Origin of the sequence: Janthinobacterium violaceinigrum, from assembly GCF_009208555.1 — a bacterium.
Taxonomy (GTDB): domain Bacteria; phylum Pseudomonadota; class Gammaproteobacteria; order Burkholderiales; family Burkholderiaceae_D; genus Janthinobacterium; species Janthinobacterium violaceinigrum.
Map to the genome: position 1 here is coordinate 31343 of NZ_WFLI01000005.1, position 24674 is coordinate 56016.

Consider the following 24674-nt stretch of genomic DNA (forward strand, 5'->3'; position numbering starts at 1 on the left):
CCGCTAGCTATATACTTTTCTTATTTGTTTTTTTGTAAAATTCCTTGAATTTATCATTGTAAGTAAAGGGCTATATTTTAAAAATTCTCTCCCTGCTGACTTCATATTGGACAACCTGAAATAATTTTTTTGATTTTTCGGATTTTATATAGTATTCAGAATTATCGCCTAAGTCAAAAAGGGTTATATCCCATGCCCCTTCTGTTTTTTCCGTATAATTTGATTTTTTTAATATTTCAATAAATTTATTTGGGTGGTGATCTCCATTTTTATTGTAAATTATGATATCGCCAGTGCTATTTAATTCGCAATTAAAGTCGGGTGAATTTATTTCTGAATTTTCTAAAAATGATTTATTTGAAGAGTTGGAGTAAAATCCGAATCTTGTATGTGCTGGCCCTAAGCATTTATTTACTACTTCACCGACCATTAATTTCTCAAAGAATTTTTTTTCAATGTCATTTATTCCGAAGATTGTTTCACTTGCGTCTAATATTTTGTCTTTTGAAAGTATTGCTGCCGCAGAAAAAGTTCCATGTAATTTAACGAAACATATTAATCCGTCATCTGTTTGCGTAAGTATTAAATAATGTTTTTTGCTATTTAAATCTATATATTTTCCGTATTCAGAAAATGCATCAGTGTCAAAGTTAATTTTCAAATACTCATTTGCTTTTTCGTGATTTACATTTTTTATTATATTTGAAATTTCAATTGATGTTTCGTTGTTGATATAGGATTCGATGCTATCCATGGCAAATTCGTAAGCAATTTTAAGTATGCCAATTTTGAATTCTATGGTGTCTATATTCCATCTTGTTTCAAAGTTGCTATATTTAAATTCTTCTTTCTTATTTTTTTTAATAACTGCTGATTGCGGAATTTTATTTCTCGTTAAGGTTTTCGATAAAATTCGATCAATTTCATCTTCATTTTCCGAGTCCACTTCAATTTCAATGGATGTTATTAAGCCATTATTTTCATTAATTCTAATTATTGGATGAGGTGAGATTTTTAATTTCCCATTTGCATCAATATTAACTATTGCTTTATTTTTTTTGTTGTTTTCTTCATTAAATACTCCAGAGAATGGATTTGGTATTTTCCCTGTTTTACCTTTTATTTCTTCGGAGAAGCGGTATAATTCAGTTAATTTGTGATTGATTAGTGGAGCATCGACTTTGCTACCCATTGTAGAGTTGCAGTTTTCACAGACGGAATATATGTGGTAAAAACCACCAAGGGATTCTGGTATAACATGTTCATCAGACATTTTATACTCATTTGTTCTGCATATAATACATTTCATAATCTATTCCAGTTAATTTATGATGCTTTGTCTGTGAAGTAATTTGAGAAAAGCATATAGGGTTTTTATGTTAAGTAGAAAATCCATGTTTTTAAGAAATTGTGAACGTGGATTATTGTAAAAAGATGATTTTTTACGGAAATCACTTCAAGTGACTGAAGTTATTAAATGATAACTCTAACTCATTTGGCAACTAATGTCAGCTGAATTTTTCATTGATATGTTTTATTTGTGCTCCATTTGATGTAGAAGTGACTCGCGTACTGATATCCGATCCAGCTCACTAAATCCCAATAGTGGCCGCTCTGGGTACTTGCAGGCCGCTCTTTTCTTGGGCGTATTTTCTTGCTGTCCAAACTGATGTACCCGCGCCACGCGCGCCACCCAGCCAAAGAACCCGACCTCGATCTGGTCCCCGCTCGTTTTTACTGTCAAGTGTTTGGCGGTACGGATCTTGGCGAACATCGCCGGCTTCTGCCGCTTGATACGCCCATTCTTCCCCTTGAATTCCTTGCGCCGCTTGCGCGCCGGGTAAGCCGTGCCATCCGGACCCTGTTGTGCCTTGATGCGCTGTGCCTGGCTGCGGCGAAGGTCGATGGCCACCTTGTGATTGATGGCGCGGCGCTGGGCCGGCTGCAGCTTGGCCAGCAGGGCGCCGGCCCAAGCTTCCAGCGCATGCAGGTCGTCGCTCATGGCGTGGCCTCGGGCGTGCGCCATTCCGCCAGCAGGGTGTCGCCGTCATACAGTTTCCAGAACTCGTCCGCGTAGGCGGGCATGTGCTGTATCTCGGCCAGGTGCTTGATGTCCAGGCGGCCCGCCTCGCCGGCCTTGACGGCCACGCGCTCGGTCAAGTCCAGCTTGATGGAAATGTCGACCGTTTCGTGGTTATTAAAATCCACCTCGAAGGCGATGTCGTGCTTGCGGGCTTCCTCGTTGGCCATCAGGTCGAGCTGGTGGACTTTAAGCCAGGCGATCAAGGTCACCATGATGGCGTCCGCGTCGCCCGCGTAGTCGGTGACGATCAGGTTGAGCTTGAAGCGGTATTCGAAGGAGAGGGAGGCTGTGGCCGACGCCACCACGTTGCCCTCGTCGGCGAAGACCAGCAGGCGGTCGGGATCGCCCTGTAGGTCGGGGATGGCGGCGGCCAGGTGCTGGCGCAGGCTATTCGGTTTGTACATGGTAGGTGTTCCGCACGGTGTTGTAGGCGTCGATACAGGCGTTCAATTGGCGGGTGACGTCGTCGCCGTCGCCGGCAATGGCGTCAAGAGCTGCCGCAGTCGCCGGGTCAAGTTCGGCGCGCGCTTCAATCCGATGGTCTGCGGTAAAGGTGGGATCTGCAGTGGCGGCGCACTGGCCGCTGGCGACGGGGATTGACAGGCGCACAGCGCCGCCATCTACATCGAAAATGAAGAAAAATTATCAATGCGGCATTTGTTTTTTGTTAATTAAAAATCAATGTTATTTTCATGGGGGGATACTATCGGTTTTGTGCTTTCAAGCTTGGAGAATTTTTTTTGGATAATTGATTCATAGTATCAGTGTAAATCTTGTGAAATTTCACACATTCACACAAATAAGAAAAATAATTACATGGCACGTGAAAGACGGTTGTTATCTGAAGAGTTGACGCGCGAAGCAGTCCAGCTGGTAGGTCAGCCGGATGCAAGTAAACGTATGTAAGCAGAGGGCGCTAGGAAGGGGATACTCCAACAAAAAAGGCTGTCATTTTGTTGTCATTCCCAGGCTAAAACAGCCCAAAAACAACCCCAATAATGACAGCCTCCTTCTTGCTAACTACTTGATTCTAAATAATTCAGTGGTGGAGACGGCGGGAATCGAACCCGCCGCGCTCTAAGTCCACTTCCGAACCAGTCCAGGGCAACTGGTTCGGAAATGCGCAAGCCGGTTCGGAATGCAAGTTGCAAACAGGTTGCAGCCCTTACCGGCTGCGTGGGTCGATCAAGGAATCCAGCATGGCGTGCGCTTGCAGGTCGCTCCGGGCCGCCGCCTCTTCCTCGCCACTTAAAATCCAGTGCGTCCTGCCGTCTTGCGTATTACTGTTGCCATATGCCTGCATCGCCTGGCGCAATGCCTGTTGACGCTCCGGCGGTAGCGCGTCGAGTCTGGACTGGCTGAAAATACTGATGGGATATACGTCGCGTATGTGCTCATACTGCAGCCCGTTGCGCTTGATGGCGCCCCAGTTATTGCCAGGATCGGAACTGGCCGGTACAAACGGATGGGCTTCATCGATTATGCGATAGCCGCCTGCGTAACCCGCACCATAGCCCAGCGTTTCGCTGTAGCCGTACACATAATCGCAATGATCGAGCAAGCCAGATATGCCCTCCGCGCTTTGAAATAGCTGTGCCAGCGGCAGTTTGCTGGCGTTGATAGCCAGCATCAGCGAAGAGCTATTTGAGTACAGGGCAAGAACGTCGCAGTTCGCCCACTCGTCTATATCGTCGGGTGGTACGACCCGAGGCGAATACAGGCTGATGCTGTCGGCATCAGGTGCGAACAGGGTTTTCTCGTAGTTTTTCTGCGAAAACTTGACGACCTTGCCGGTCTTGCTGCCGTAGCGATCAACGCGCTCGCCCACCTGCTCAAACCAGGCAAATAGTTGCGCGCTGACGGCGGCAGGAATAAATGGGCTGTTCTTTTTGAATTCGCCTACCAGGAAATGAAATTGCTCCATGTGTCACCATAGTTAATGTTATGCGCGCATGATGCCATGCGCGCGGCCATGCGGCTGCACGCCATTCCAGCCTACATTTGATTTTCATAGCCAAATCGTATTGGTGCAGATATACAAAGACTTTTTGTAGCGATTCTTATGCGTAGGTAGTCCGGTAGGTACGGTTGGCGTATGGCGGTTTGAAAGCCTTAAAACTTAGATATTTGAATCTCACACGCAGCGCGCCTTCGTGCCCTATGTGTGAGATTCGAAGGGCCGGGCCTACCGGTTCAGCCCGCCCCGAATGCCGCTGCGCGGCAGCCCCTCGCGCCGAGGGCGCACGTTCGTGTTTCCAATTAGGTCTTCAACTGAGCCAGCTTGTACAGCAAGTGCAGCAGCCCGTATCCGAATAGCAGACCTGTCCTCGTACTTGCTAATGCACGCTCTTCATCAACACGAGCACAATGAACACGCAAAACACGATGTTGGCCACTACCAGCAGCATGCAAGTGCGCCACAGCGCGCCCCATTTGCCCAGGTTATAGGTGCCGCGTAGCTGCAGAAACATGTGCAGGGGCGGCGCCAGGCACACCAGTAATCCGATCAGCCAACCCTGGTTGAGCATCGATAGCGGTATCAACACGGTAAACAGCAAGGACATGAAGCACAGCGAGTACAGCACGAACACCGCATGCTCGTACATGGTCACGTCGCGTTTCCAGAAAAACATCAGCCACATGAAGGGCAGCGAGATCGGGATCAGCAGGAACGAGAACTTGTAGATCGTGTTCTTGAGCTTGTAAAACGCCAACTCGGGATTCTCAGCGGCATGACGAAAGCTTTTTTCCAGCTCCGGAAAATCGGCGTCGGGATTGGGTGGGCTGGATGCGATCTTGGCGACAGTCTTGTCGAACCAGCCGGGCTCTCTCAGCTCAATGGCCTCCTCACTGTTCACTTTTTCGGGCGATACGACGTACAGCAGGCGTTGCTCGGCTTCGTGTTGCAGCTTGCGCGACACGGCCAGCGCCTTCTCGACCCCAGCGACCCCGGTATTGGCCTTGCGGGCTTCAGCCAGCGCCTGCTCATTGCGCTCGACCCGGAGCTTGGCAGACGCGGCGTGGTTGGTCAGCGAGGCGATATTGGCGTCGCGGCTGAGAAGCTTGCCGCTGCCGAACGAGGTGATGAAGAAGGTCAGGAAGACCATGAACAGGAACAGCGCTAGCGGCGAAACATAGTTCTTGCGCTGGCCGTCGATGTAGCGGCGCGTCAGACGGCCCGGAAAGGCCACCAGCAGCGGGAGCGTCTTCCAGGCCTTGGCGTCGAAGTGCAGGATGCCGTGCATGACTTCTTCGGCCAGGTGCAGCAGCGAATGGTGGATGTGGGCCGACTGGCCGCAGGCCTGGCAAAACGCGCCGCCCAGCGGCGCCTGGCAGTTGGCGCAGTTCGCAATGGGCGCGGCACTGGCCCGCTGCGGCGTGTTATCGCCCTCGATTTCGCTGGACGTCACACCTGCCATCGTCAGGGCGCCGGCTGCTTTCAAGTCACTCATCGCGCATCTCTCACCAGGAAAATGGCTGATTGTGCAACAAGGCGCCTGTATGTTCAAGTAAATACTGGCAAAAACGGCAATCGGTTTGCGCAGCCGAGTGCGTGCCAATTCAGCGCCAACAGCGAGTGGCCTTGAATCTGAACCTCGCGCGTGCAGCACAGCGGTTTTTCGTGCGGATGCGGCGATGGCGAGGGACGCGCTATGCCTCCTCCATGCGTGCTCCGGCCCGGTGCCGTCACGCCCGGCTTACTGGTAAATGGTCAGGTATTGCGCGGGAATGTGGAGCGGGTGGAGCATGCCCGCGAAAGCCAGGTCAATCAGGAGGGCGGCCAGCAGGCCGGCTCCCGCCGGGATGCCAAGGGCGAACCTGCGCACCGTCAGGGAGCGCGCTTGGACTTGCCAATACATGGCACAGCCCAGGTGCGTGAACAGGGCAGACACAGAGAAGAAATAGTACGGCGCAAACAACAATGCATATGGCATCCGCACAAAACCGGCAGCGGCATAGTAGAAATTGGTGTCGAGCTCGAGCGCGGCGCGGCCGAACAGGACTGCACCGACATGAAAAAGCAGGAACAGGGCCAGGTAGATTCCCGAGCCGGCCTGCAGCCACGCTACCAGTCCGGAGCGTTCTTTCCATTTCTGCCGCACCAGCCATGTTCCGCTGCCACATTGAAACAGCACGCACGCCAGCAGCACCGGCTCGACTACGGCATGCCGATAGAGTGGCCGGATCGCCTCCATGACGGCGATGTGCGCGTGGGCGCCGGCAATGGCCGCCAGGTGATTGGCAAGATGGAGCAATAGATAGGCCGCCAGGCGGTGAACTTTACGAATTGACATATGCATTCATGAGTGAGTCGGGTTTTTCCTGTGTTGCGCTGGCGCTCCACCAACCCGAGGACAGCAACACCTGCTGTGTTTGCCTACCGTCACGTGCCCATGGCCTCGGAGTGTTGGCGCCGCTTGCCAACGCGCTGGAGATACCGCTCCATAAGAAGATTCCTGTCCAGGAGCGATCAGTCCATTGCCGCCGATCCCCGCTGGCGCAGGGTGATCGCCAGCGGCGTGGACGTCATCGTGAAACCCATCACTTCACTGGGGGCGGCGCCAGTCAATGGCCGGACTTGCGTGACATCGAAGTTGGCCAGCACCGTTGCCATTGCTACCTTGATTTCCATCAGTGCCAGGTAGCGTCCAGGGCACATTCTTGGCCCGGCGCCAAACGGCAGGGACAACTGGCGGGCAGCGCCATCGTTAACCAGCCAACGCTCCGGTGTGAAACGCTGCGCTTCGGGAATGAACGCCTCGGCCACGCTGTCGTGCCGCAATACGCACCACAGCAGGGTATCCGCCGGCAGGCGCACATCCAATACCGTGGTCTCGCACAGCGCCTGCAGCGGCAGGAATGGCGCGGGTGGCTTCAGGCGCATGGCTTCAAGCGCACATGCCTCCATATAATCGAGCCCGTCGACCTGTTCCGGTGTCATCGTGTCGGTATCGGATATCTTGCTCAGTACTTCCTGTTGCGCACGTTCCAGTGCGGTTCGATTCTGCCAGAGCAGCCAGATCAGCCATGCGAGCGCGCTGGCAGTCGTCTCCTGGCCGCCCAGCAGCATGGTGGAGACGTTGCCAGAAATGACAGCTTGATTGACGCCGCTATCCGGTTTCCCGGCTGCCAGCAGCATGGCTTGCAGCATGTTGACGGGCTGGGCGCGCAGCGCGGGATCGGCCGCAAGCGCGTGGCGTGCCTGGTCGATAAAACCATCCGTCGCCGCCTGCAGTGCGCGTACGCTGCGTTCCAGGCGCCGGTCCGCGGGAAGCCGCAGCCAGCGCCAGTAAGGGAACGGCATCAGCGAGCGGCGGGCCACTCCGGCCATCACCTCGCTCACGTCTTCCTGCAGCTTGTCGTCGCCGTTGAGCAGCGTATTGACGTCTTCACCAAAGGCGAGACCGGCAATCACATCGACCGTGTAGCGTTTGAGGTCACCAGAAAGATCAATCTCCTGCTGCGCTTGTGCCGCAGCGTTCCAGCGCTGCGCCAGTCGCAGGCCCACTTGACGCAGACGCACGAAATACGCCCTGACCATTGCTGGCGAAAAGCTGTGCATCACCATGCGGCGCTGCGTCAGCCATTCGTCGCCCTCGGCCAGCAGCAGACCGGGTGCGCCGCCCAGTTCGGCCGAGATGTCGGCCGTCACGGCGGGGCGGCGGAAGGTGTCGGGCCGCGCACGCAGTACCTGGGTGATCGCCGTGCTGTCCGACACCACCACCACTTGCCGGCTGCCTATGCTGGCCCGGAATATCGGGCCGTAGCGCCCGCTCCATTTTTCCATGGTCCGGTGGATAGTGCGGGGGTTGAGCTGGTGCGCATTGCCGAGAAACGGCAGCGCGGGCGGGGCAGGCAAGTCGGCGATCTCGCGCGAGACGGGCATGGCGGCAGTATTCATGAAACTCCCTCGGTTGGCAGGTGATGAAGGCAGTATCGTTTGCTCAGGCAAGCAGGTCTTGAACGTTTGCGACACGCTACAATGCTTGCATGACGCCACCTGATGCCATCTGCCCGCCGACTGTCGCACGCCTCGTTGCCCCGCGCGTGGCACTGGCTTCCTGCGTACGTGCCTGGCTGGTACGCAGCACCATGTACTCTGCCCCGTTGCCGCCGGCACAGCGTCTTAACCGCTTTCCCGCGACGCCGTTCTGCGCCATTACATGGATGATCGAGGGAAATGCCACACTGGTGGAGCCGGCCACCGGCGAGGAGGCGGGCCCCGGCGACGCCGTCTTTTCCGGTCCGCGCACGCAGCCGTGCATCACTGCCAATCCCGGCCCCGTACACACGATTACGGTGCTGTTCTTTGCCGACGCGCTGCATCGGCTGACCGGGATGGACATGTCCGCTCAGATCAATAATATGGCCGAACTTGGCGCTGCGCTCGGTGACGAATGGCGGGCGCTGTCGGCGCCCTTGCTGGCGGCGGCGGACGATGAGGCCCGTATCGCCGTGCTGGAAGACTGGCTGGAGCCGCGATGGCGCCAGGAGCGGGGCTCCGAGGGCGCATTATGGGCGCCGATCCATGACTGGCTGCAGGCGCTTGCCCTGCGGGCCGCAACCGCTGGCGCGGGACGCAGCGCACGAATGGTGGAGCGCCGCGTGCGGACGTGGACAGGGCACCCCTTGCGTATGCTGCGCCGCCTGGCGCGGGCCGAGGAATCGTTGGTGGCTGCGACGCGCGAGCAGCAGCAGGGGAAAACGTCGCTGTCCGACGTGGCGGCCCGTTCAGGCTACGCGGATCAGGCGCATCTGTCGCGTGATGCGCGCGAATTGGTGGGCGCCAGCCCGCGCGAGCTGATTACGCTCGCGCAGACGGATGAGAGCTATTGGTTGTACCGCATATGGGTTTGACCAGGGATCGCTGCCGTCGCGCGGCAGCTTCGCGCGCCGCGGGCGCGCGTTCGTGATCCCGATTGTCTTTCGACTGCCCCGGCTTTTACCGCATCCAGCGCATCAGTCCGTATCTGAGTGACGGAACTGATCCACGCGCGTGGACAGTCAAACCACGGCCGCGCTGAACGACTCGGGCCGCCTTGCAAGCAGATGCGACAGTCGTTGAAGACCCGCCTGCAAGCGTCCGCGGTCCTTGATGCTGCCCAGGGAGATCCGGATGGCATTCACGGATACGCTGCCAGTTGCAAATGCCTCCGCCGGCGTGACTGCGATGCCGGAGCTGTCGGCTGCCCGCGCCAGCTGCGAGGAGTTCCAATACGCCGGCAACTCGAGCCATACGTGCAGGCCGTCACCAGAGCCGCTGTAGCGCCCCGCCAGGATATCGCGGGCCATCCGGTGGCGCAGGCGCGCCTCCTTGCGTACGCCTTGCAACAGGCCGTCGGCCGAACCGTCGAGTATCCACTGCGTGGCCAGGGCGGCCGTCAGCGGCGCGACCATCAGCGCAAATGACCTGAGCGCGACCAGGAAGCGTTCGCGTTCCTGCGGGTCGCGTATCAGTACGAAGGCGACACGCAAGCCGGGCGTCAGGCATTTCGACAGGGTGGAGATGTAGTACACGTGTTCCGGGGCAAACGTGGCAACGGGCGGTGGCGGGGCATCGGCCAGCAGCCAGTAGGGATCGTCCTCGACGATGCGTACATTGCAGCGCTGCGCGATGCCGGCGAGCTCCTTGCGCCGGCGTTCCGGCATGGTGATGGCGGTCGGGTTCTGCAATGTCGGATTGAGGTAGATCAGCCCCGGCTTGTGCTGGCGGCACGCTTGCTCCAGCATCGCGGGCACCATCCCGTGCTCGTCCGCTTCCACGGCAATGATGTGCCGGCCGAATTGGGCTGCTGCGGCCCGCAAGCCGGGATAACTGCTTGGCTCTGCCAGGATCGCGTCGCCTGGCTCCGTCAGCGCCAGGATCAATGCGGCGATCGCCGCTTGCGCACCGGGGCAGACAACAAGCTGCCGGGAATCCAGATGCCCGAACATCGGCGCCAGCCATTTGCTGCCAGCCTTGCGGTCGGAGTCGCTTCCCCCGCCCAGGTGGTAAGTCATCAGCAATTCATTATCTGCCCTCATCAGTACTTGCGACAGGCCTTGTCTCAACATGTCGTCAAAGTCCACGCCATAGGGCGGCGGCGGGGTATTCATGCTCAGGTCGAGGATCGCCGTCAATTCGACTTTCGGCGCCGCGACATAAGTGCCCCGAGCGCCGCGGCCCTCCAGCAAGTTGCGGCGCCTGGCTTCGTCGTATGCGCGCGTGACCGTCGTCAGGTCGACGCCCAGCTGGGCTGCCAGGTGGCGTTGCGGGGGCAGCCGATCACCCGGGCTCAAGGAACCGATTGCCACCGCCGCCTGCAGCGCATCGGCAATCTGCAGGAAACGCGGCCCTTTGTTCGGGGTCAGGCGCGGCAGCCAGTTGGTTAAATCTTCATCTTGTATGGTTTTCAACTGGGACATTTTGTCTCAATGTATGGAGATTGTTTTCATGTAGTATGCATCATAACGTAGAGCAACACCATGCTTGTATGGCAGTTGCTGACGTTTTCTCTGCTCTCATGCGCATTCGGCACATCACTGCGCCCGATGCCACTGTGATGTCATGGCTGGCTATAATGAAAGAGTCAAACAGGGTGCCTGGGGATGGGTTGGAGCAGTTGCTGCTGAAGCAGCGTTTTGAGGAAGTGTTCCTCACCACAGATAGTGTCAAGTAATAGCCTGGAAATATTCAAAATGATAGATTGGACCCCTATAGTCTTCGTCACGTTCAAGGCTCTCGTGCTCGCCACGGGCATGTTCTTTGCCATCAAGTGGCATTACGATCAAGGCAAGAAGGATAAGGACAAGGCGAAGCAGAATCGCGCGGTGCTGCGTGCGAGCGGCAAGGTGATCGCCATCTTCGGACTATTGCTGCTGAGCCTGGGTCTCGTCACCTTCATCTTTGTCAGGATGCTCGGCCTGGAGTTGGCCTTCTCATGAGCGAAGTGCGAAGCCTGGCGAATTTTCCAGGCCCGTGACCTGTGTTTCATCCTTGAAGGGGATGCCGCATCAGTTCGTCGCATCTGTGCCTGTATCCATGCTGGGCCCGACTCCCGCGCCCGCACGGTGCTTTCTGTCTTGGGGTCTGAAAGTGCCTGCACGTATGCCTTGCCTGTCTGAAAGTACTGTGTAAAAATACAGTATCAACTTTCAAACAGGACACCTCATGATCAAAGGCAGTTGCTGCTGCGGCTCGGTAAAGTTTGAATTGGCATCGCCCCCAGCCATGATGGGCATGTGCCACTGTTCTCGTTGCCGGAAGGCCGGAGCAAGTGCCCTGGCCTTCGTTAATAAAAGCTCATTTACCTTGCTGGAGGGGCGGGAATTTATTCAACGATATGCGCCAGAGCCACCGTTTACATATGCAAGAACCTTTTGCAAGCACTGCGGGACGTCTTTGGGAGAGATTGGCTCAGAGAGTGATTCATTTCCAATCTCGGTGAATTGCCTGGATGATGACCCTGAGATAAGTATGCAATTTCATGTGTATGTCGGCTCCAAGCCTGCATGGTATGAGATCTGTGATAATGCAAAACAGTTTCAAGAAAGTCCGACATCATAAAAAAAGCCAGTCAGTTGACTGGCTTTTTTATTGTACTCCTGAGTTTTCGAAGAATTGCGATGCTCGTTTTTTCTCAGGATGGAACCTCGTAGCGACCCTTCATCGAGGTATCATCGATTCTTTGCAATCACATCACTCATGTACTCATTTAAATCGCGAAAATCCTTGACCCGCCAGGCGTACGGCGCCACCTTGACGCCATTCTCTTTCAGGGTTTTTGGAATCAAGTCTCCATTCGGACGCAAGATTACCGATGAAACAATGACGCCCGGATAATCCCTGAGGCGCTTTTTGAAAGCGGATGTTGTCAGGTCAGGTGTGGGCGGATTGCTTTTGTTTGCCAATGGCCCTGTTCCCTTGATATCCACGCCGTGGCACATGGCACATCTCTGTACATAGAGATTTTTTCCATTGATATTCTCGGCGAAGGACGATGATGTTTGAAGCAGTGACAGAATTCCCAGCGAAGCGATGAGTAATATTTTCATGTTGCGTGTTGTCTGAGCCAGATATGAATCCATGATTATATCTGTCCTTGTCCGTTTGCACGAAGCCGGTGATTTTAATCGAGAAATTCTGGTGTCACCGCATCGCAGGCGCCTGACTCTCCACGCGGCCAGTCATGAGCGATGAATCCCTTATCGGCTGACCGGCACGAACACTTCCCATTTCTTTTGTGTCGTGGGCTTTACGGTCCTGGCGCAACTCACGGCAACATTGGGTCCAGACAGGCCGTAGCTCTTTGCAACCCATGTGACGCGCAAAGGCGCCGCGCATGTGCTGACCAGAATCTTCCGGTTTGGCTCCATGACGTGCCACTTTGTGCCATCTTTTAGATTTTCCGCTGCAATGAACTTGACGGCAGCATCCCTTATCTCAAACAAGCCTTGTATGTCGCCGCGTGTCCGATCCTCGTTCAGCGTGGACGCGCGTGCCGGCGAGATGCCGGCAACGAGAAAGGCAATCAGGGTGGCGCACACGCGTGTATTCAATGGTGATGGTAGCAACATATTGACAAGCCTTGCCGGCTCTGTTTGATATTGGATAGAAATAGGGGAGCATCGCCAGGCATTGCGCGCTGGCGAGTTTTTTCAGCTTGACGCAGTCAGACTTCTTCACTCCGTCGATATGTGAATTGTTGACTGCTGATGCCTTGGGTGACAAAGTCCGCATCCGGCGGTATCGTTTCCCAGAAAAATTTCCATTTGAAGATGGGGATTTTATTGAATTTTCGCGAACGGAATATCCATCTGTTTTTCGTGAAATCGCTGTAGCGGTCGCCTTTGAACTGCTTGTGTACAGTTGTGAAAGGAAGCAGGTTTTCCGCGATATCGGGGAAAGCCAGGCTAGGGTTGTCGTCCTTGAATTTCTCGAAGATGCCGAATTGATCCCGGCAGATGACTTGAATGGCCGTCTCGGGAAACCGATAGCGCGGAGACCATAAGACGTTCCAGCCTGATTCTATTTCATTGATGAAATTTACCAGGCGCGGCGACATGATATAGGCATCCGATTCGATGTGGATGATCTTGTCGACGCCTAATTCATTTGCCACATTGATGGAATGGAGAAAGCTCCGCCACCAGCCGGGGTAATCAGCCCCGCTTTGCCGTCCCAGATTGTTATCGAAGCGAATGATGAGATTTTTGTCGCCATTGGAAGCCAGCGCATCTTTATTGGAAACCGTCTTGATGATTTCGGCAGGCGGAAGAAATGGCGAAGCATCGTCAATCATTATTTTTTTGACGGCATCGATTGGAATGTTTTCGTAATAGTCGAGCCACCTTTGATACCGGCTTTCCCATGACGGCGCATCTTTTATAAAACTGGTGCAGAATATAATGGCTTTCATTGCTTAAGCACATTCCTTGTAGCTGAAAAAATCCGGGTTATTCATGGTTTACTGATTGAAATTTGCATATATTTTAACAGGTCGGAGGCGCTTGAATCAGCGTCCGGGCATGCCGGCGATGGGGCGGCAGCCACCCGGCGGCATCATGGTTTCTGGTGCGCGCTGCTGGCGCCGTCACGCCAGGCATCGACAGATCCCGCTGCCTCCGCCCGCTTCTGTCGTATCGTCCACAGGCCTGGATGATCGCTGGTTATACTCTGGCATACAAGAGGTTTTTTCCCGGGCCGGCAAGCCGCCCAGCCCGGATCAAGCACTGAACGCGCCATGCGCGGTTTCCTTACACCCATGAACCCATGAAAAACACCACTGTCGAATACCGTCATAACTTTCCTCTGGATCCGCTCGATGTTGTCCGCGTCTTCGATCAATCCGGCATCAAGCGGCCGACCGCCAATCTTCCGAGAATTGCGCGCATGTTTGCCGCGCCTTGCCTCTTGCTGTCGGCATGGGTGGATGGCCAGCTTGTGGGGCTGGCCCGCTCGCTGACCGACCATGCATATTGCTGCTATCTCTCGGACCTGGCCGTCGACAAGCAATATCAGGGCCTGGGTATCGGCAAAGAGCTGGTCAGGCGCACCCAGGCAGTCATCGGCGACGAAGTGTCCCTGATACTGCTTTCCGCTCCCGATGCCATGTCCTATTATCCGACGCTGGGTTTTGAGCCGGCGGGCAACGCCTACGTCGTGCGCCGCCAGCATTGAGGAGGATGCCTCGATGCAAGAGGGCGCGAGAAGGTGGAGACATGCCGCTCGCCCCTGCATGCGATCTTACCCTTGAGCGCGGACGCGCTCGCGTCAAACCCGCCATCCTCACCGCATCAGCCATGCTGACCAGGAGTTCCTGCGCCTTATGAAACCCGTCTACACCCTCGCCGAAGCCCTGGCACAGGACCCCGGCCGCATTGCCAAGACCCAAGCCCTCACCCTCGACAGCGCCAGGCCCCACATGGGCTTGAAAGGCCGCCACGGCCTGTTCGCCTCCGACGCCTGGTGGGAAAGCATCACAGCGGGACGCATCCAGACGCAAACGTTGACGGGCATCATAGAACGCATATATTTCGCGGGCCAGGACAGCCGCCGCGGCGATCAAGTCAACAGCGTCACCCTGCGCCTGGCCGATGGCTCGACCGTCGATGAGGGCATCTACGCGCACCGCAAGCAGGATATCAAGCTGTTCGTGCCTGGCGCCATGGTGACGATGGTGTATGCGCTGGACGAACTGAAGGCACAGCCGGCCGCCGACGGCAGTGTCGATGTGGCGCGCATCGTGCTGCAAGCGTTTGTTTCTACTGGATAATGCCGCTACATGATGGCAGCGGAGTATGGCGGCCCTGGGCATGCGCACCACACTGGTTTAATCATGGCTATTCAAGGAAATCATGCGATTAATTTTACTGTCTATTTTGTTTTTTTCCTCTCCTGTGTTTTCAAAGGAGGTCCTCCCGCCAGATATAAAAAGATTCATTTCTCATGCGCAGGCATGCGAGCATTTGGCCGGGGAGTTCGATGGAGAGCTGCCTGAGCGGCAGCGGGACGATATTGTGAAAAATATTGATAAATACTGCAAGGCGGCGAAAACTGAACTGAGGATACTCGGGATGAAATACAAGGGTAACGCGCGGATGATGGAAGTGATTCAGAATAATGCCAATGATGCAGTGAACAGCTACCAGGGTTAAATTTCAGCAGCCTGCACGACGGGCCAACCATGTGGAAGATGTCCCGGGTCTCCGCAGAATAGGGTACGACGTTTTGTCCTCACTCCAGCCATCTGCGCAGAATTGATCCCGGACAAGTTCTCCGCCGAAATTCGTTTGACCGCCTGCCGCGCCAGGTCTACAGTCGTTGGCGAGACTTCAACCGGCTCCATTGCCCAAGCCCATGGCCAAACCGTTTCCCTTGAACCCCAGGAATCCCGAGCGCATCTGCTGGGGCTGCGACAAGTATTGTCCGCCGGACGCCATGCGTTGCGGTAATGGTTCCGAGCGCACGCAGCATCCGATCGAGCTGTTTGGCGAAGGCTGGAATGACTGGGGGCTGGCGGCGGCCGACAAGCAAGAGGATGAAAGCCAGCCTTGACGGCGACTGCCGCCGGACGGTTCAGCGAGCCGCTACAATCACCCGCTGCAATCACCCGCTACAATCACCGTATCGCACACGCGTCTCAGGCATCAGCAATGCACCACACCCTGTCCCGCTGGCTGGCCAGCAATGCCGGCGACTGCCCGCTCGTCGAGCACCGGGCCGTGCACACGATCGCCGAAGCGCTCATGCATGTGCCGGCCATGCCCGGCCTGATGGTAAAAAACCTGTTCGTGCGCGACGAGAAGGGCCGCCGGCATTGGCTTGTCATCGTGCCTTGCGACAAGCGCATCGACCTGGCCGCGCTGGGGCGCTTGCTGCCGGCAAACAAGCTGAGCATGGCCTTGCCGGAACGCCTGCTGCGGCACCTGGGCATCGCGCCCGGTTCCGTCAGCCTGTTTGCCTTGCTGCACGACAGCACGCAGGCGGTGGAACTGGTGCTGGACCAGGCCGTGTGGGAAGCCGAATCTGTGCAAGCCCATCCGCTGCGCAACACGGCTACCGTGGCGCTGTCGCATGGGGCCATGGTACGTTTCCTCGCACACACGGGGCATGTGCCCCGCATCCTGCCCATCCCCGCTGCCAATTAAGCGACGGCCATGTCAATGCCCGGCCACGGGCGCGCCGCCGCTGCGCCGTCCCGGGCGGAAGCCATGTTTGCGGGCCGACCAGGCAATGGCAAAGGCCAGCACCAGCAAGCTCGCCATGGCCCAGGGGAAGGCGCCCGCGCCCCAGGCTTCCAGCAGGGCGCCGCCCGCCACGCCTGCCGCCGCGATGGCCCCGTTCCACGCCACCACATTCATCGACAAGGCCACGTCGGCGCCGTTGCCGGCCGTATCGGCCAGCGCCGTCTGCAAGAGCGTTGCCGCGCCGCCAAAGCTCAGGCCCCAGACGGCCATGCCCACGTAGATGACGGCAGGCAAGTGCGACGCGACACCCAGCACGAGGGCCGTCGCGGCAAACACGGCCAGGCTGGCCAGCACGGTGGCGCGCAGGTGGCGCTCGACCAGCTTGCCCGTGATCCAGATGCCGGCCATGGCGGCGGCGCCGAAGACAAGCAAGACCAGGTCGATTCTGCCCGTCAAGCCGGCAGGGGCGACAAACGGCGCGATGTAGGTGTAGAGGATATTGTGTGCCAGCATCCAGGCAATGACGACGGCCAGCACGGGGCGCACGCCCGGCGTCGTGAACACGCGGCGCAGGGGCAGGCGCTCATGGACGGACTGGCCCGGGTAGTCCGGCACCTTGGCCAGCACCCAGGCGATCAGGATCAATGTCAGGGCGGAAATGATCCAGAACGCGGCGCGCCAGCCGACTAGGGAGCCGAGCAGGGTACCCAGCGGCACGCCCAGGGACAGGGCGACGGGCGCGCCCACCATGGCCAGCGCCAGGGCGCGGCCTTGCTGGTGGGGCGCCACCATGCGCCGCGCATAGCCGGCCAGCAAGCTCCACGCCAGCCCGGCCGCCATGCCCGCAAAGAAGCGGGCCGCCAGTGTCAGCCAGTAGTGGGACGACAACGCAGTGACGGTATTGAACACGAGAAAGCCGATGATGGTCAGCAGCAGCACGTTGCGGCGGCGCCAGCCGCGCGTGGCGATGGTGAGTGGAATGGCGGCCAGCAGGGAGCCCAGCGCATAGGCCGTGACCATTTGCCCTGCCAGCGCGGCGCTGATGTCCAGGCCCGCGCTGATCTGCGGCAGCAAGCCGGCGGGCAAGGTTTCCGTGACGATGCAGATAAAACCCGTCATGGCCAGGGCCAGCAAGCCGGCGACGGGGAGGCGGTCGGCCAGCGCAGCGCTGGTTCCGGTAGTGATAGTGGCGTGATTCACGGCAAACATCCTTGTCAAATGATCGGGCGCAGGAGTGCCCCGACCGTCGTTGCGGTACATATGTATCGATCGGTATAAATATAGGCGAGCGCGCACCGCATTGTCAATGACTTCTGTATCGAGTAGTATGTAAGTAGATGAAAAGGAGGGATGGATGGCGCAAATGGGACGGCCGCGTACGTTCGACCGGCAGGCTGCGGTCGAGCAGGCCATGTTTTTATTCTGGCAGCAAGGGTATGAATCGACGTCCTTGAGCCAGCTCAAGGCGAGCCTGGGCGGCGGCATTTCCGCGCCCAGCTTTTATGCGGCGTTCGGCTCGAAGGAAGCGCTGTTCCGCGAGGCGGCGCAATGCTATCTGGACACGTATGCGCGCGTGACGGAATGCCTGTGGGATGATGGCCTGGCACCGCGCGCAGCCATCGAACTGGCCTTGCGGCAGTCGGCCAGCATGCAGTCCGATGCGGGCCATCCGCCCGGTTGCATGGTGGCGCTCGGCTGCATGAGCGCGCCGACGGCCGAGCATGCGGCCGTGGCCGCGCCCCTTACGGCTTCGCGCGCGCGCACGCGCGCCGGCTTCGTGCGCTGCGTGGAGCGGGGCATGGCCGGCGGCGAATTGCCCGCCGCGACCGATGCGGCGGCGCTGGCGGCCGTCTTCGACAGCTTTCTGTCGGGCGTGTCCATCCAGGCGCGCGATGGCGTGGGCTATGCCGTGCTGGACGGCGCCATTACGCAGATTCTGCGCGTGTGGGATGCCAGCCGCGTGCCGGGCTAGGCGCTAGGCCGTATAGCGAAATTCCAGCACGTCGTCGCCGTATTTGTCCCTCTCTCCCGTCGAGGTCCAGCCCAGGTAGCGGTAAAAGCCGTACGAGCGCGAAGCGGGGTCGTCGGAGCAGCCGAGGAACAGCCGCTGGTGGCCGCGCGCGCGCAAGTCCGTCATGACCCGTTCCAGCATGGTCTTGCCGATGCCCCGGCCTTCGAATTCCGGCAGCAGGGCCAGGACGACGATTTCGCCCGTGTCGCGCGCGCCAAAGCAATAGCCGACCAGCTGGCCGTCGTGATGGCAGACGTGGCCAGGCAGGTTGCCCGAGCGCATCATGTCGGCCCAGGATGCGGCCGTGATGCCCACTTCCGCCAGGCGTTCCGCGGATACGGCGTTTTGCCGCGTCTTGCCGCGCAAGTCGATGAAGGCGGCCGTATCGTCCGCATTGGCGGCATGGAAGGTGATGGAGGCTGGATGTGTCGTCATGTAATTACTCGCTGGTGTCGTGTCTGTGGCGGGTATGGGGCCGGATAAACCTCATTCCCAGGATTTGCGCATGGTTTGCGCATGGCGCTGCCAGTCAAAGACTTTGGTATTTTCGATTGCCTGCTGGCCGGGATTGCCGCTATCGATGATTTCATCCTTGACGATGATCAATTCGTTCTTGTCATTCAATCCGTATTCCCTGTAACGCTCGCAATCCTGTGCGCGCCGGGCGATGGCGATTAATGTATTGGCCCGCCACGCATAGCTGTCTTTATAAAAGCATTGCGCCGCGCAGCCGCAATTGGGGATGCCCCCTTCGATTCTTTGATCGGCGATGTCGATGTCCAGATTCGGAATTGCCGATAATGTTTGATTGAAACTGTATTTTTTCGCTGGCGCATCCCATAACCACACATCGGAACAGCGTATGCGTCCCTGGCTATCCGTATAGCCGGTTACCCACAGGTCGGCATGGCCGTCGAAATTCATGTCCAGCAGCAGGGCGTGCAAATTACCCGTGCCGCTGCTGCTGCAACTGCCCTTGATCCACTGGCTGCCGATTTTCAGCCGGTACGTCTGTTTTTCATCGTGATTCGCATAGCGGATATCGGCTGCCTGCCGCACTTTGCCTGTCGCGGCTTTATCCAGGTGCAAGGTGCCGCAATAAGCCGAAGTGGAAATCAGGGATAAAAGCAGAGCAATCAGTTTCATGGACATATTCTTGGGCTGGCACGGGGGAACAATGCGCGGATTGCACCGAGCGGAGAATGATCATAACGCATGATTTGGGCTATGCGCCACACCATTTCCTATCGTGCATTCGCGCGTAACAGGGCTGTGTACAATGCGAAAAAAATCCCCGAACAAGGAATCTTCATGACGGTTTCCAGCGCATCTTTTAATGAAGCGGGCATTCTCGCTTATAACGACGGCAATTACGCCGAGGCATACAAGCAATTCGACGCGGCCGCCCGCACGGGCGATCCCGCCGGCCAGCATTTATTGGCCAGCCTGTATTACCAGGGCCATGGCGTGGCGCAGGACTTGCCGAAGGCCGTGGAATTATTCACGGCTGCCGCGCAGGCCGGCTTTCCGCCGTCGCTGGCCAATCTGGCCCTGATGTATGCGAGCGGCGATGGCGTCGTGCAAGACATGGCGCAGTCGCTGGCCTACGGGCGCGAGGCGGCCGAGGCGGGCGACGGCCAGTCGCAATTCAACCTGGCCCAGGCCTACCGCAAGGGGATTGATGTACCGCAAGACTATGCCGAGGCGGCGTTCTGGTACAAGCAGGCGGCCGAGGCCGGTTCCCTGTCGGCGCAGAACGAGTACGGCTTGCTGTACGCGCAAGGGCAGGGCGTGGAACTCGATTACGTGCAGGCGTACGCGTGGATCGCCATGCCGGCCGAGGCGGGCAGCGCGCAATCGGTCAAGAACCGCGACCAGTTGCTGGAAATCCTCACGCCGTCACAGCAGCAGGCAGCGCGCGCGCTGGCCGCCGAGTATGCGGCGCAGTACGGCGTCAATCCCCACTGAGCGAGGATTTCGCGGGCAGCCTGGTCAGCACGCCTGCCGCATCGAGTTCATAGCTGTCGAAATCGCGCGCGAGAAACAGTTCGCCCGAGTAATGCCGCCGTGCTTCCTCTTCCAGCTCGGCCATGCCGTCCGCATTGTGATAGCGGGCGCTGAAGTGGGTGAGGATCAGGTTCGGCAAGCGCACCGCTGCGGCAAACTGCGCCACGCGCTGCACGGAACTGTGCGTGGGACCGGGTCCCACCTTTTGCAGCATGGCTTCCGTGTACGTGGCTTCGTGCACGAGCAGCTGCGCGTCCGCGCAAGCGTCGGCCAGCAAGGCGGGCGTGTCGTTGTCGCCGCCGATCACCACCGTGGCGCGCTGCGTTTCCGTCTGGCGGAACGCGGCGGCGCTCAATACGCTGCCATCGTCGCGCAGCGCATCCTGGCCCGCCTGCAAGGCGCCCCAGGCGGGACCGGGCGGCACGCCCGCCGCCTGCAGGGCTGCCTTGTCCAGCTTCCACCGGCTTGTTTCCAGCGTAAAACGATACGCGACGCTCGGTGCGCGGTGCGACAGCGCGTGGCGCGAGACGGTCAACCCCGCTTCCTCGTGCACCACCGGCGCGCTGTCCACGTCGATGTGGATCAGCGGATACGTCAAAAACAGTTCCGTGTGCAGCAAAGTGGCGTCGATCCACGCCTTGATGGCGGCCGGGGCGATCAGCAGCAGGGGCTTCTTGCGCCCCGTCATGGAGGCGCTGGCCAGCAGGCCCGGCAGCCCGTAGCTGTGGTCGCCATGCACGTGGGTGATGCAGATGCCCACCAGGTCGTGTACGGACAGGGGCAGGCGCTGCAGCCGGTGCTGCGTCGCTTCGCCGCAATCGATCATCCACCAGTCGCGGTTGTGCATCGTTTGCAAGGCCAGCGACGTGACGTTGCGGTAGCGCGTGGGCACGCCGGAAGACGTGCCGAGAAAAGTCAGTTTGAACATGCGCGCATTATGCGGCAAGCCACGGTTGTTGCCAACGCGCCAGTCTTCAACCGGCCAGCGGCGCGCTTAATTTATCTTTGTAGATGCGGCCGTTCTTCATGATCAACAGCAGGTTTTCTTCCGGCCGGGCGAGGAAATCGAGGTTTTTCACGGGGTCGCCATCGGCCACCAGCAAGTCGGCCAGCGCGCCCGGCGCCAGCTTGCCCAGGGTGCCCGCGTAGGGCGCGCGCTGGCCGGACAGGGCCAGCAGTTCGCCATTTTGTCCCGTCGCCTGCGCCAGCAGAATCAGAGGGTCGTAAAAGCGCGTGAGCTTGGCCAGCTGGCGGCCTTGCGTGGGCGTGTTTTTCGCGTTGAACAGGATGTCCGTGCCCCAGCCCGTCCTGATGCCGTACTTTTGCGCCAGCGCATACGCCTTCACCGTGCCTTCGGAGACGATTCTCTGGCTGGCCTTGCGCGCCGCATCAGGATACACATTCGCATCCGCGTCTTGCAGGAACGGCTGCAGGCTCCACCACGTGCCCGTGTCGCGCATCATGCGCGCGGATTCGTCATCCGCCAGCTGGCCATGCTCGATGCTGCGCACGCCCGCGCGGATGGCCCGCTGTATGCCTTTCGGCGTGTACACATGGGTCATCACATAGGTGCCCCAGTCGGCGGCCGCTTCCACGCCGGCGCGCAGTTCGCGTTCCGAATACTGCGTGCTGTCGAGCGGGTCGTACATGGATGCCACGCCGCCGCCCGCCATCATCTTGATTTGCGTCGCGCCCAGCATCAGCTGCTCGCGCACGCGGCGCAGCACTTCCGCCTCGCCATCGGCGATCATGGCCATGCCTGCCGTTTCCGCCATGCCCAGCGGCGCATTCGCGGCACGGGGAATGTCCGAACGCAAACGGAAGTCGCCATGGCCCGAGGTTTGCGAAATCATGGCGCCGGACGGGAAGATGCGGGGGCCGTCGACGATGCCTTCATCGATGGCGCGCTGCAAGGCAAACGCGGGGCCGCCCGGATCGCGCACGGACGTAAAGCCCCGCAGCAGGGTGCGTTGCGCTTCCTGCGCCGCCACCAGGTACAGATAGCCGATATCGGACGTCATGGCCGTCACCTGGTTGATGGCGGCCAGCATGGTGTGCCAGTGGGCGTCGATCAGGCCCGGCATCACCAGCTTGCCCTGGCAATCGATCACTTGCGCGCCGTCCACCTTTTCGCCGGCCGGCAGCAGGGCGGTGATCGTCGGGCCCGTCACCAGCACGTGCATGCCGGCGCGGGGCGCCTTGCCCGTGCCGTCGAACAGGCGCAGATTGGTCAGCAGCAGCGGCCGTTGCTGCACTTGCGGCTGCTGGGCGATGGCGCTGCTGGTGGACAAGCCGATGAAGGGCGCCAGCATGGCGGCCGCGCCGCCCAGGAATTGCCGGCGCCGCATGTCCGCCATCACCCGCTGGTGCAGGATGGTGAAGACGGTGCCGCCGCAGTCGCAGGCGCGCGGCTTCAAGCCGCCCGTCTGCCAGGTGTCCGCCAGTTGCTGTTCCTGTGCCAGGGCCATCGCGCCATCCTTTCATCGCTGCCGCGCCGTGCGCTGACACGGGGGCAATGTTAATAAGTGGAAACAATGACCATTGAAAGCCTGACGCGGCGCCAAGTCAAGCGTGCACTTGCTTTACGGCAAAGAATGTAGCATCGGCCGTTCAGGGTGCATGGTGGCCGTTGTTTTCCCCGTCTTCCGCCGTGTATTCGACAAAGCCGTCGCGGCGGCAAAAGCTGGCCAGCTGCATGCCGGCCTGGCGCGCGATGCGGATGGCCAGCGAGGTGGGCGCCGAGATCGTGGCGACGAGCCCGATATGCATGCGCGCCGACTTGCGCACCAGTTCATAGCTGGCGCGGCTGGACAGGAAGACGAAGCCGTCATGCATGGCGATGCGGTGCAGGGCCAGGTAGCCGATCAGCTTGTCGAGGCCGTTATGCCGGCCCACATCCTCGAACACTTTGACGATGGCGCCCTCGGCCGTACACCAGGCGGCCGCATGCACGCCGCCCGTCTTGTGCATCAGCTCCTGGTAGGGCAGCAGCTCGCGCGCGGCACGGCCGATGATGGCGCTGCTGGCGACCAGCGGCGGCAGGGGCCGCGTGATCTTTTCCGGCACCAGGTCCAGCAGGGCCAGGCTTTCGATGCCGCACACGCCGCAGCCCGTGCGGCCGGCCAGGGTGCGGCGGCGGCCCTTGAGGCGCAGCAAATCGGGCTGGGCGATGGTCAGCCGCACTTCCGCGCCATCCTCGCCGCAGCACACGTCGAGGTCGTAGATGTCGCGCACGCTGCCGACGATGCCTTCGGTCAAGGTAAAACCGACGGCGAATTCCTCGAGGTCGCGCGGCGTGGCCATCATCACCGCATGGGCGATGCCGTTGTAGACGAGGGCCACGGGATACTCCTCGGCCACCATGTCGCGGCCTGCCGTGGCTTCACTTCCCTGGTGGCGCACGATGGGAACGTCCAGGTAGCCGTCGCGTTCGATGGTGGTGATGTCGCATTCCATGATTTTTTCCTCCGGTTAATCGATCTGATAGCGCGGGCAGGGCTGGATCGAGGGCGGCAGCGGCTCGCCATGCAATTCCAGCAGCGAGCGTTCCGTTTCCCGCGTCATGGCATTGAGGGCCAGGCAGTTGGGCGCCAGGCCGAACGGTTCGGCGATCTGCTGCGCGATGGCTTCCAGCGCAAACAGGGTGTAGGCGACGAACACGGAAATGAGGGGCGTGGCCACGCCGATGGCGTCCACCAGGCCCAGCGGCAGAAGGAAGCAGTACATGTACACGGTGCGGTGCACGAGCACGCCGTACGGATACGGGATCGGCGTGTTCTTGATGCGCTCGCAGCCGGCCACGGTGGCGGCCAGGTCGTTGAGCTGCGTGTCGAGCATCCACAGCAGCTGCGTCTGGCCCCCCTGGCGCTGCACGGCGTCGTGCAGCATGGCGCGCACCGTGTGCAGCACGGCGACGGGCTTGAAGGTCATGCCCTGCAGCTGCTGTACTTCGGTGGCGGGCAGGTAGCGCGCCAGGTCTTGCTGCGGGTCCGTCTGGCGCAGCTGGTGCTTGAGCGCGTACACGAAGGCGATCAGGCGGCGCAGCAGCAACTGCTGGTCCAGTCCGCTTGTTTCCTGGGGTAGGTAGGTGATCGCCTGCGAGGCCAGCGCCCGCGCGGCGATCAGCAATTGCCCCCAGATATGCCGCGCCTCGGCAAAGCGCGCATAGCTGGCATTGTTGCGAAAGCCGAGAAAGATCGCCAGGCTGATGCCGACCATGGGAAACGGTGCCGTATCGAGCGGAATCTTGACGCCGAAGATACGGCCGTCCGTCAGCAAGGCCAGCGAACTGACGACCAGCATCAGCAGCAATTGCGGGATGATGGCTTGCAGTACCGAGCCGTTCCAGACGAACAGCATGCGGAACCAGTTGGTGGTAGGCCGAATGATCATATGTGATGTCGC

30 protein-coding genes are annotated in these 24674 nt (G+C 58.7%); 11 read left to right on the forward strand and 19 right to left on the reverse strand.

What is annotated here, in order from left to right:
* Nucleotides 1–70: 70 nt before the first annotated feature.
* The 8 genes from GCN75_RS05625 to GCN75_RS05660 all read right to left on the reverse strand — a co-directional run bounded on the left by GCN75_RS05625 (nt 71) and on the right by GCN75_RS05660 (nt 7985).
* On the reverse strand, nt 71–1309 hold the full coding sequence (locus tag GCN75_RS05625) for an HNH endonuclease (protein ID WP_152281742.1): 1239 nt from the start codon (nt 1307–1309) through the stop codon (nt 71–73).
* 225 nt (nt 1310–1534) lie between these two features.
* Nucleotides 1535–2002, reverse strand: coding sequence for a phage virion morphogenesis protein (locus tag GCN75_RS05630; RefSeq protein ID WP_152281743.1), 468 nt, complete (start codon nt 2000–2002; stop codon nt 1535–1537).
* Nucleotides 1999–2487 carry a phage tail protein gene (locus GCN75_RS05635; RefSeq protein ID WP_152281744.1) on the reverse strand — a complete coding sequence of 163 codons (489 nt, stop codon included), beginning with the start codon at nt 2485–2487 and terminating at the stop codon, nt 1999–2001. Before GCN75_RS05635 ends, GCN75_RS05630 begins: the two co-directional genes overlap by 4 nt.
* Nucleotides 2471–2692, reverse strand: coding sequence for a hypothetical protein (locus GCN75_RS05640; protein ID WP_152281745.1), 222 nt, complete (start codon nt 2690–2692; stop codon nt 2471–2473). Before GCN75_RS05640 ends, GCN75_RS05635 begins: the two co-directional genes overlap by 17 nt.
* Before the next feature lie 556 nt (nt 2693–3248).
* Nucleotides 3249–4007 (reverse strand): type 2 periplasmic-binding domain-containing protein, encoded by a 759-nt coding sequence (locus tag GCN75_RS05645; RefSeq protein WP_152281746.1) that lies wholly within the window; start codon nt 4005–4007, stop codon nt 3249–3251.
* A 412-nt stretch (nt 4008–4419) separates the two neighbouring features.
* Nucleotides 4420–5535, reverse strand: coding sequence for a DUF3667 domain-containing protein (locus tag GCN75_RS05650; RefSeq protein WP_152281747.1), 1116 nt, complete (start codon nt 5533–5535; stop codon nt 4420–4422).
* A 246-nt stretch (nt 5536–5781) separates the two neighbouring features.
* Nucleotides 5782–6378: a hypothetical protein gene (locus tag GCN75_RS05655; RefSeq protein ID WP_152281748.1), complete on the reverse strand. Its 597-nt coding sequence runs from the start codon at nt 6376–6378 to the stop codon at nt 5782–5784.
* Between the two features lie 176 nt (nt 6379–6554).
* Nucleotides 6555–7985, reverse strand: coding sequence for a cytochrome P450 (locus tag GCN75_RS05660; protein ID WP_226941143.1), 1431 nt, complete (start codon nt 7983–7985; stop codon nt 6555–6557).
* Between the two features lie 89 nt (nt 7986–8074).
* On the opposite strand from GCN75_RS05660, the gene GCN75_RS05665 reads away from it, so the two are divergent.
* Nucleotides 8075–8941 carry an AraC family transcriptional regulator gene (locus GCN75_RS05665; RefSeq protein ID WP_152281749.1) on the forward strand — a complete coding sequence of 289 codons (867 nt, stop codon included), beginning with the start codon at nt 8075–8077 and terminating at the stop codon, nt 8939–8941.
* A 147-nt stretch (nt 8942–9088) separates the two neighbouring features.
* Here GCN75_RS05665 and GCN75_RS05670 read toward each other — a convergent pair whose 3' ends face one another.
* Nucleotides 9089–10489, reverse strand: coding sequence for an aminotransferase-like domain-containing protein (locus GCN75_RS05670; protein WP_193317391.1), 1401 nt, complete (start codon nt 10487–10489; stop codon nt 9089–9091).
* 273 nt (nt 10490–10762) lie between these two features.
* Here GCN75_RS05670 and GCN75_RS05675 point away from each other — a divergent pair, with 273 nt between their 5' ends.
* Nucleotides 10763–11008 (forward strand): hypothetical protein, encoded by a 246-nt coding sequence (locus GCN75_RS05675; RefSeq protein WP_152256356.1) that lies wholly within the window; start codon nt 10763–10765, stop codon nt 11006–11008.
* A 226-nt stretch (nt 11009–11234) separates the two neighbouring features.
* Nucleotides 11235–11630: a GFA family protein gene (locus GCN75_RS05680; RefSeq protein WP_152281750.1), complete on the forward strand. Its 396-nt coding sequence runs from the start codon at nt 11235–11237 to the stop codon at nt 11628–11630.
* 110 nt (nt 11631–11740) lie between these two features.
* On the opposite strand, the gene GCN75_RS05685 is transcribed toward GCN75_RS05680, so the two are convergent.
* From GCN75_RS05685 to GCN75_RS05695, 3 genes are all read right to left on the reverse strand, one after another.
* Entirely contained in the window at nt 11741–12118 is a 378-nt protein-coding gene (locus tag GCN75_RS05685; RefSeq protein ID WP_152281913.1) for a c-type cytochrome, read from the reverse strand.
* Between the two features lie 150 nt (nt 12119–12268).
* Entirely contained in the window at nt 12269–12640 is a 372-nt protein-coding gene (locus GCN75_RS05690; protein WP_152281751.1) for a hypothetical protein, read from the reverse strand.
* Between the two features lie 95 nt (nt 12641–12735).
* The gene (locus tag GCN75_RS05695) at nt 12736–13482 is read right to left on the reverse strand and encodes a hypothetical protein (protein ID WP_152281752.1); all 747 of its coding nucleotides are present in this window, start codon (nt 13480–13482) and stop codon (nt 12736–12738) included.
* Nucleotides 13483–13835: 353 nt separating this feature from the next.
* Between GCN75_RS05695 and GCN75_RS05700 the strand changes: the two genes are divergently transcribed.
* The 5 genes from GCN75_RS05700 (at nt 13836) to GCN75_RS05720 (ending at nt 16213) form a co-directional block, all read left to right on the forward strand.
* Nucleotides 13836–14243: a GNAT family N-acetyltransferase gene (locus GCN75_RS05700; protein ID WP_152281753.1), complete on the forward strand. Its 408-nt coding sequence runs from the start codon at nt 13836–13838 to the stop codon at nt 14241–14243.
* 148 nt (nt 14244–14391) lie between these two features.
* A complete protein-coding gene (locus GCN75_RS05705; RefSeq protein WP_152281754.1) occupies nt 14392–14838 on the forward strand; it encodes a hypothetical protein in 447 nt (148 codons plus the stop codon).
* A gap of 82 nt (nt 14839–14920) precedes the next feature.
* A complete protein-coding gene (locus GCN75_RS05710; RefSeq protein WP_152281755.1) occupies nt 14921–15220 on the forward strand; it encodes a hypothetical protein in 300 nt (99 codons plus the stop codon).
* A gap of 202 nt (nt 15221–15422) precedes the next feature.
* Nucleotides 15423–15620, forward strand: a complete 198-nt coding sequence (locus GCN75_RS05715; protein WP_152281756.1) for a DUF3079 domain-containing protein — start codon at nt 15423–15425, stop codon at nt 15618–15620.
* A 98-nt stretch (nt 15621–15718) separates the two neighbouring features.
* Complete coding sequence (locus GCN75_RS05720) at nt 15719–16213, forward strand: prolyl-tRNA synthetase associated domain-containing protein (protein ID WP_152281757.1); 495 nt, start codon at nt 15719–15721, stop codon at nt 16211–16213.
* Between the two features lie 12 nt (nt 16214–16225).
* On the opposite strand, the gene GCN75_RS05725 is transcribed toward GCN75_RS05720, so the two are convergent.
* Complete coding sequence (locus tag GCN75_RS05725; protein WP_152281758.1) at nt 16226–17461, reverse strand: MFS transporter; 1236 nt, start codon at nt 17459–17461, stop codon at nt 16226–16228.
* A 202-nt stretch (nt 17462–17663) separates the two neighbouring features.
* Between GCN75_RS05725 and GCN75_RS05730 the strand changes: the two genes are divergently transcribed.
* Nucleotides 17664–18224, forward strand: a complete 561-nt coding sequence (locus GCN75_RS05730) for a TetR/AcrR family transcriptional regulator (protein ID WP_264372537.1) — start codon at nt 17664–17666, stop codon at nt 18222–18224.
* 3 nt (nt 18225–18227) lie between these two features.
* On the opposite strand, the gene GCN75_RS05735 is transcribed toward GCN75_RS05730, so the two are convergent.
* Nucleotides 18228–18698 (reverse strand): GNAT family N-acetyltransferase, encoded by a 471-nt coding sequence (locus GCN75_RS05735; RefSeq protein WP_152281760.1) that lies wholly within the window; start codon nt 18696–18698, stop codon nt 18228–18230.
* A 51-nt stretch (nt 18699–18749) separates the two neighbouring features.
* Complete coding sequence (locus GCN75_RS05740; RefSeq protein WP_152281761.1) at nt 18750–19187, reverse strand: XAC2610-related protein; 438 nt, start codon at nt 19185–19187, stop codon at nt 18750–18752.
* On the opposite strand from GCN75_RS05740, the gene GCN75_RS05745 reads away from it, so the two are divergent.
* Together GCN75_RS05745 and GCN75_RS05750 are read left to right on the forward strand one after the other, a co-directional pair.
* On the forward strand, nt 19170–19388 hold the full coding sequence (locus GCN75_RS05745; RefSeq protein ID WP_152281762.1) for a hypothetical protein: 219 nt from the start codon (nt 19170–19172) through the stop codon (nt 19386–19388). The two genes, GCN75_RS05740 and GCN75_RS05745, sit on opposite strands and share 18 nt — an antisense overlap.
* A 186-nt stretch (nt 19389–19574) precedes the next feature.
* Entirely contained in the window at nt 19575–20231 is a 657-nt protein-coding gene (locus GCN75_RS05750; protein ID WP_193317392.1) for a tetratricopeptide repeat protein, read from the forward strand.
* On the opposite strand, the gene GCN75_RS05755 is transcribed toward GCN75_RS05750, so the two are convergent.
* The 4 genes from GCN75_RS05755 to GCN75_RS05770 all read right to left on the reverse strand — a co-directional run bounded on the left by GCN75_RS05755 (nt 20218) and on the right by GCN75_RS05770 (nt 24662).
* Nucleotides 20218–21198, reverse strand: coding sequence for a ribonuclease Z (locus GCN75_RS05755; protein ID WP_152281764.1), 981 nt, complete (start codon nt 21196–21198; stop codon nt 20218–20220). The two genes, GCN75_RS05750 and GCN75_RS05755, sit on opposite strands and share 14 nt — an antisense overlap.
* A gap of 46 nt (nt 21199–21244) precedes the next feature.
* A complete protein-coding gene (locus GCN75_RS05760) occupies nt 21245–22738 on the reverse strand; it encodes a metal-dependent hydrolase family protein (protein ID WP_152281765.1) in 1494 nt (497 codons plus the stop codon).
* A 142-nt stretch (nt 22739–22880) separates the two neighbouring features.
* Nucleotides 22881–23726, reverse strand: a complete 846-nt coding sequence (fdhD, locus tag GCN75_RS05765; protein ID WP_152281766.1) for a formate dehydrogenase accessory sulfurtransferase FdhD — start codon at nt 23724–23726, stop codon at nt 22881–22883.
* A gap of 15 nt (nt 23727–23741) precedes the next feature.
* Nucleotides 23742–24662 (reverse strand): bestrophin family protein, encoded by a 921-nt coding sequence (locus tag GCN75_RS05770; RefSeq protein ID WP_152281767.1) that lies wholly within the window; start codon nt 24660–24662, stop codon nt 23742–23744.
* Between the last annotated feature and the right edge of the window lie 12 nt (nt 24663–24674).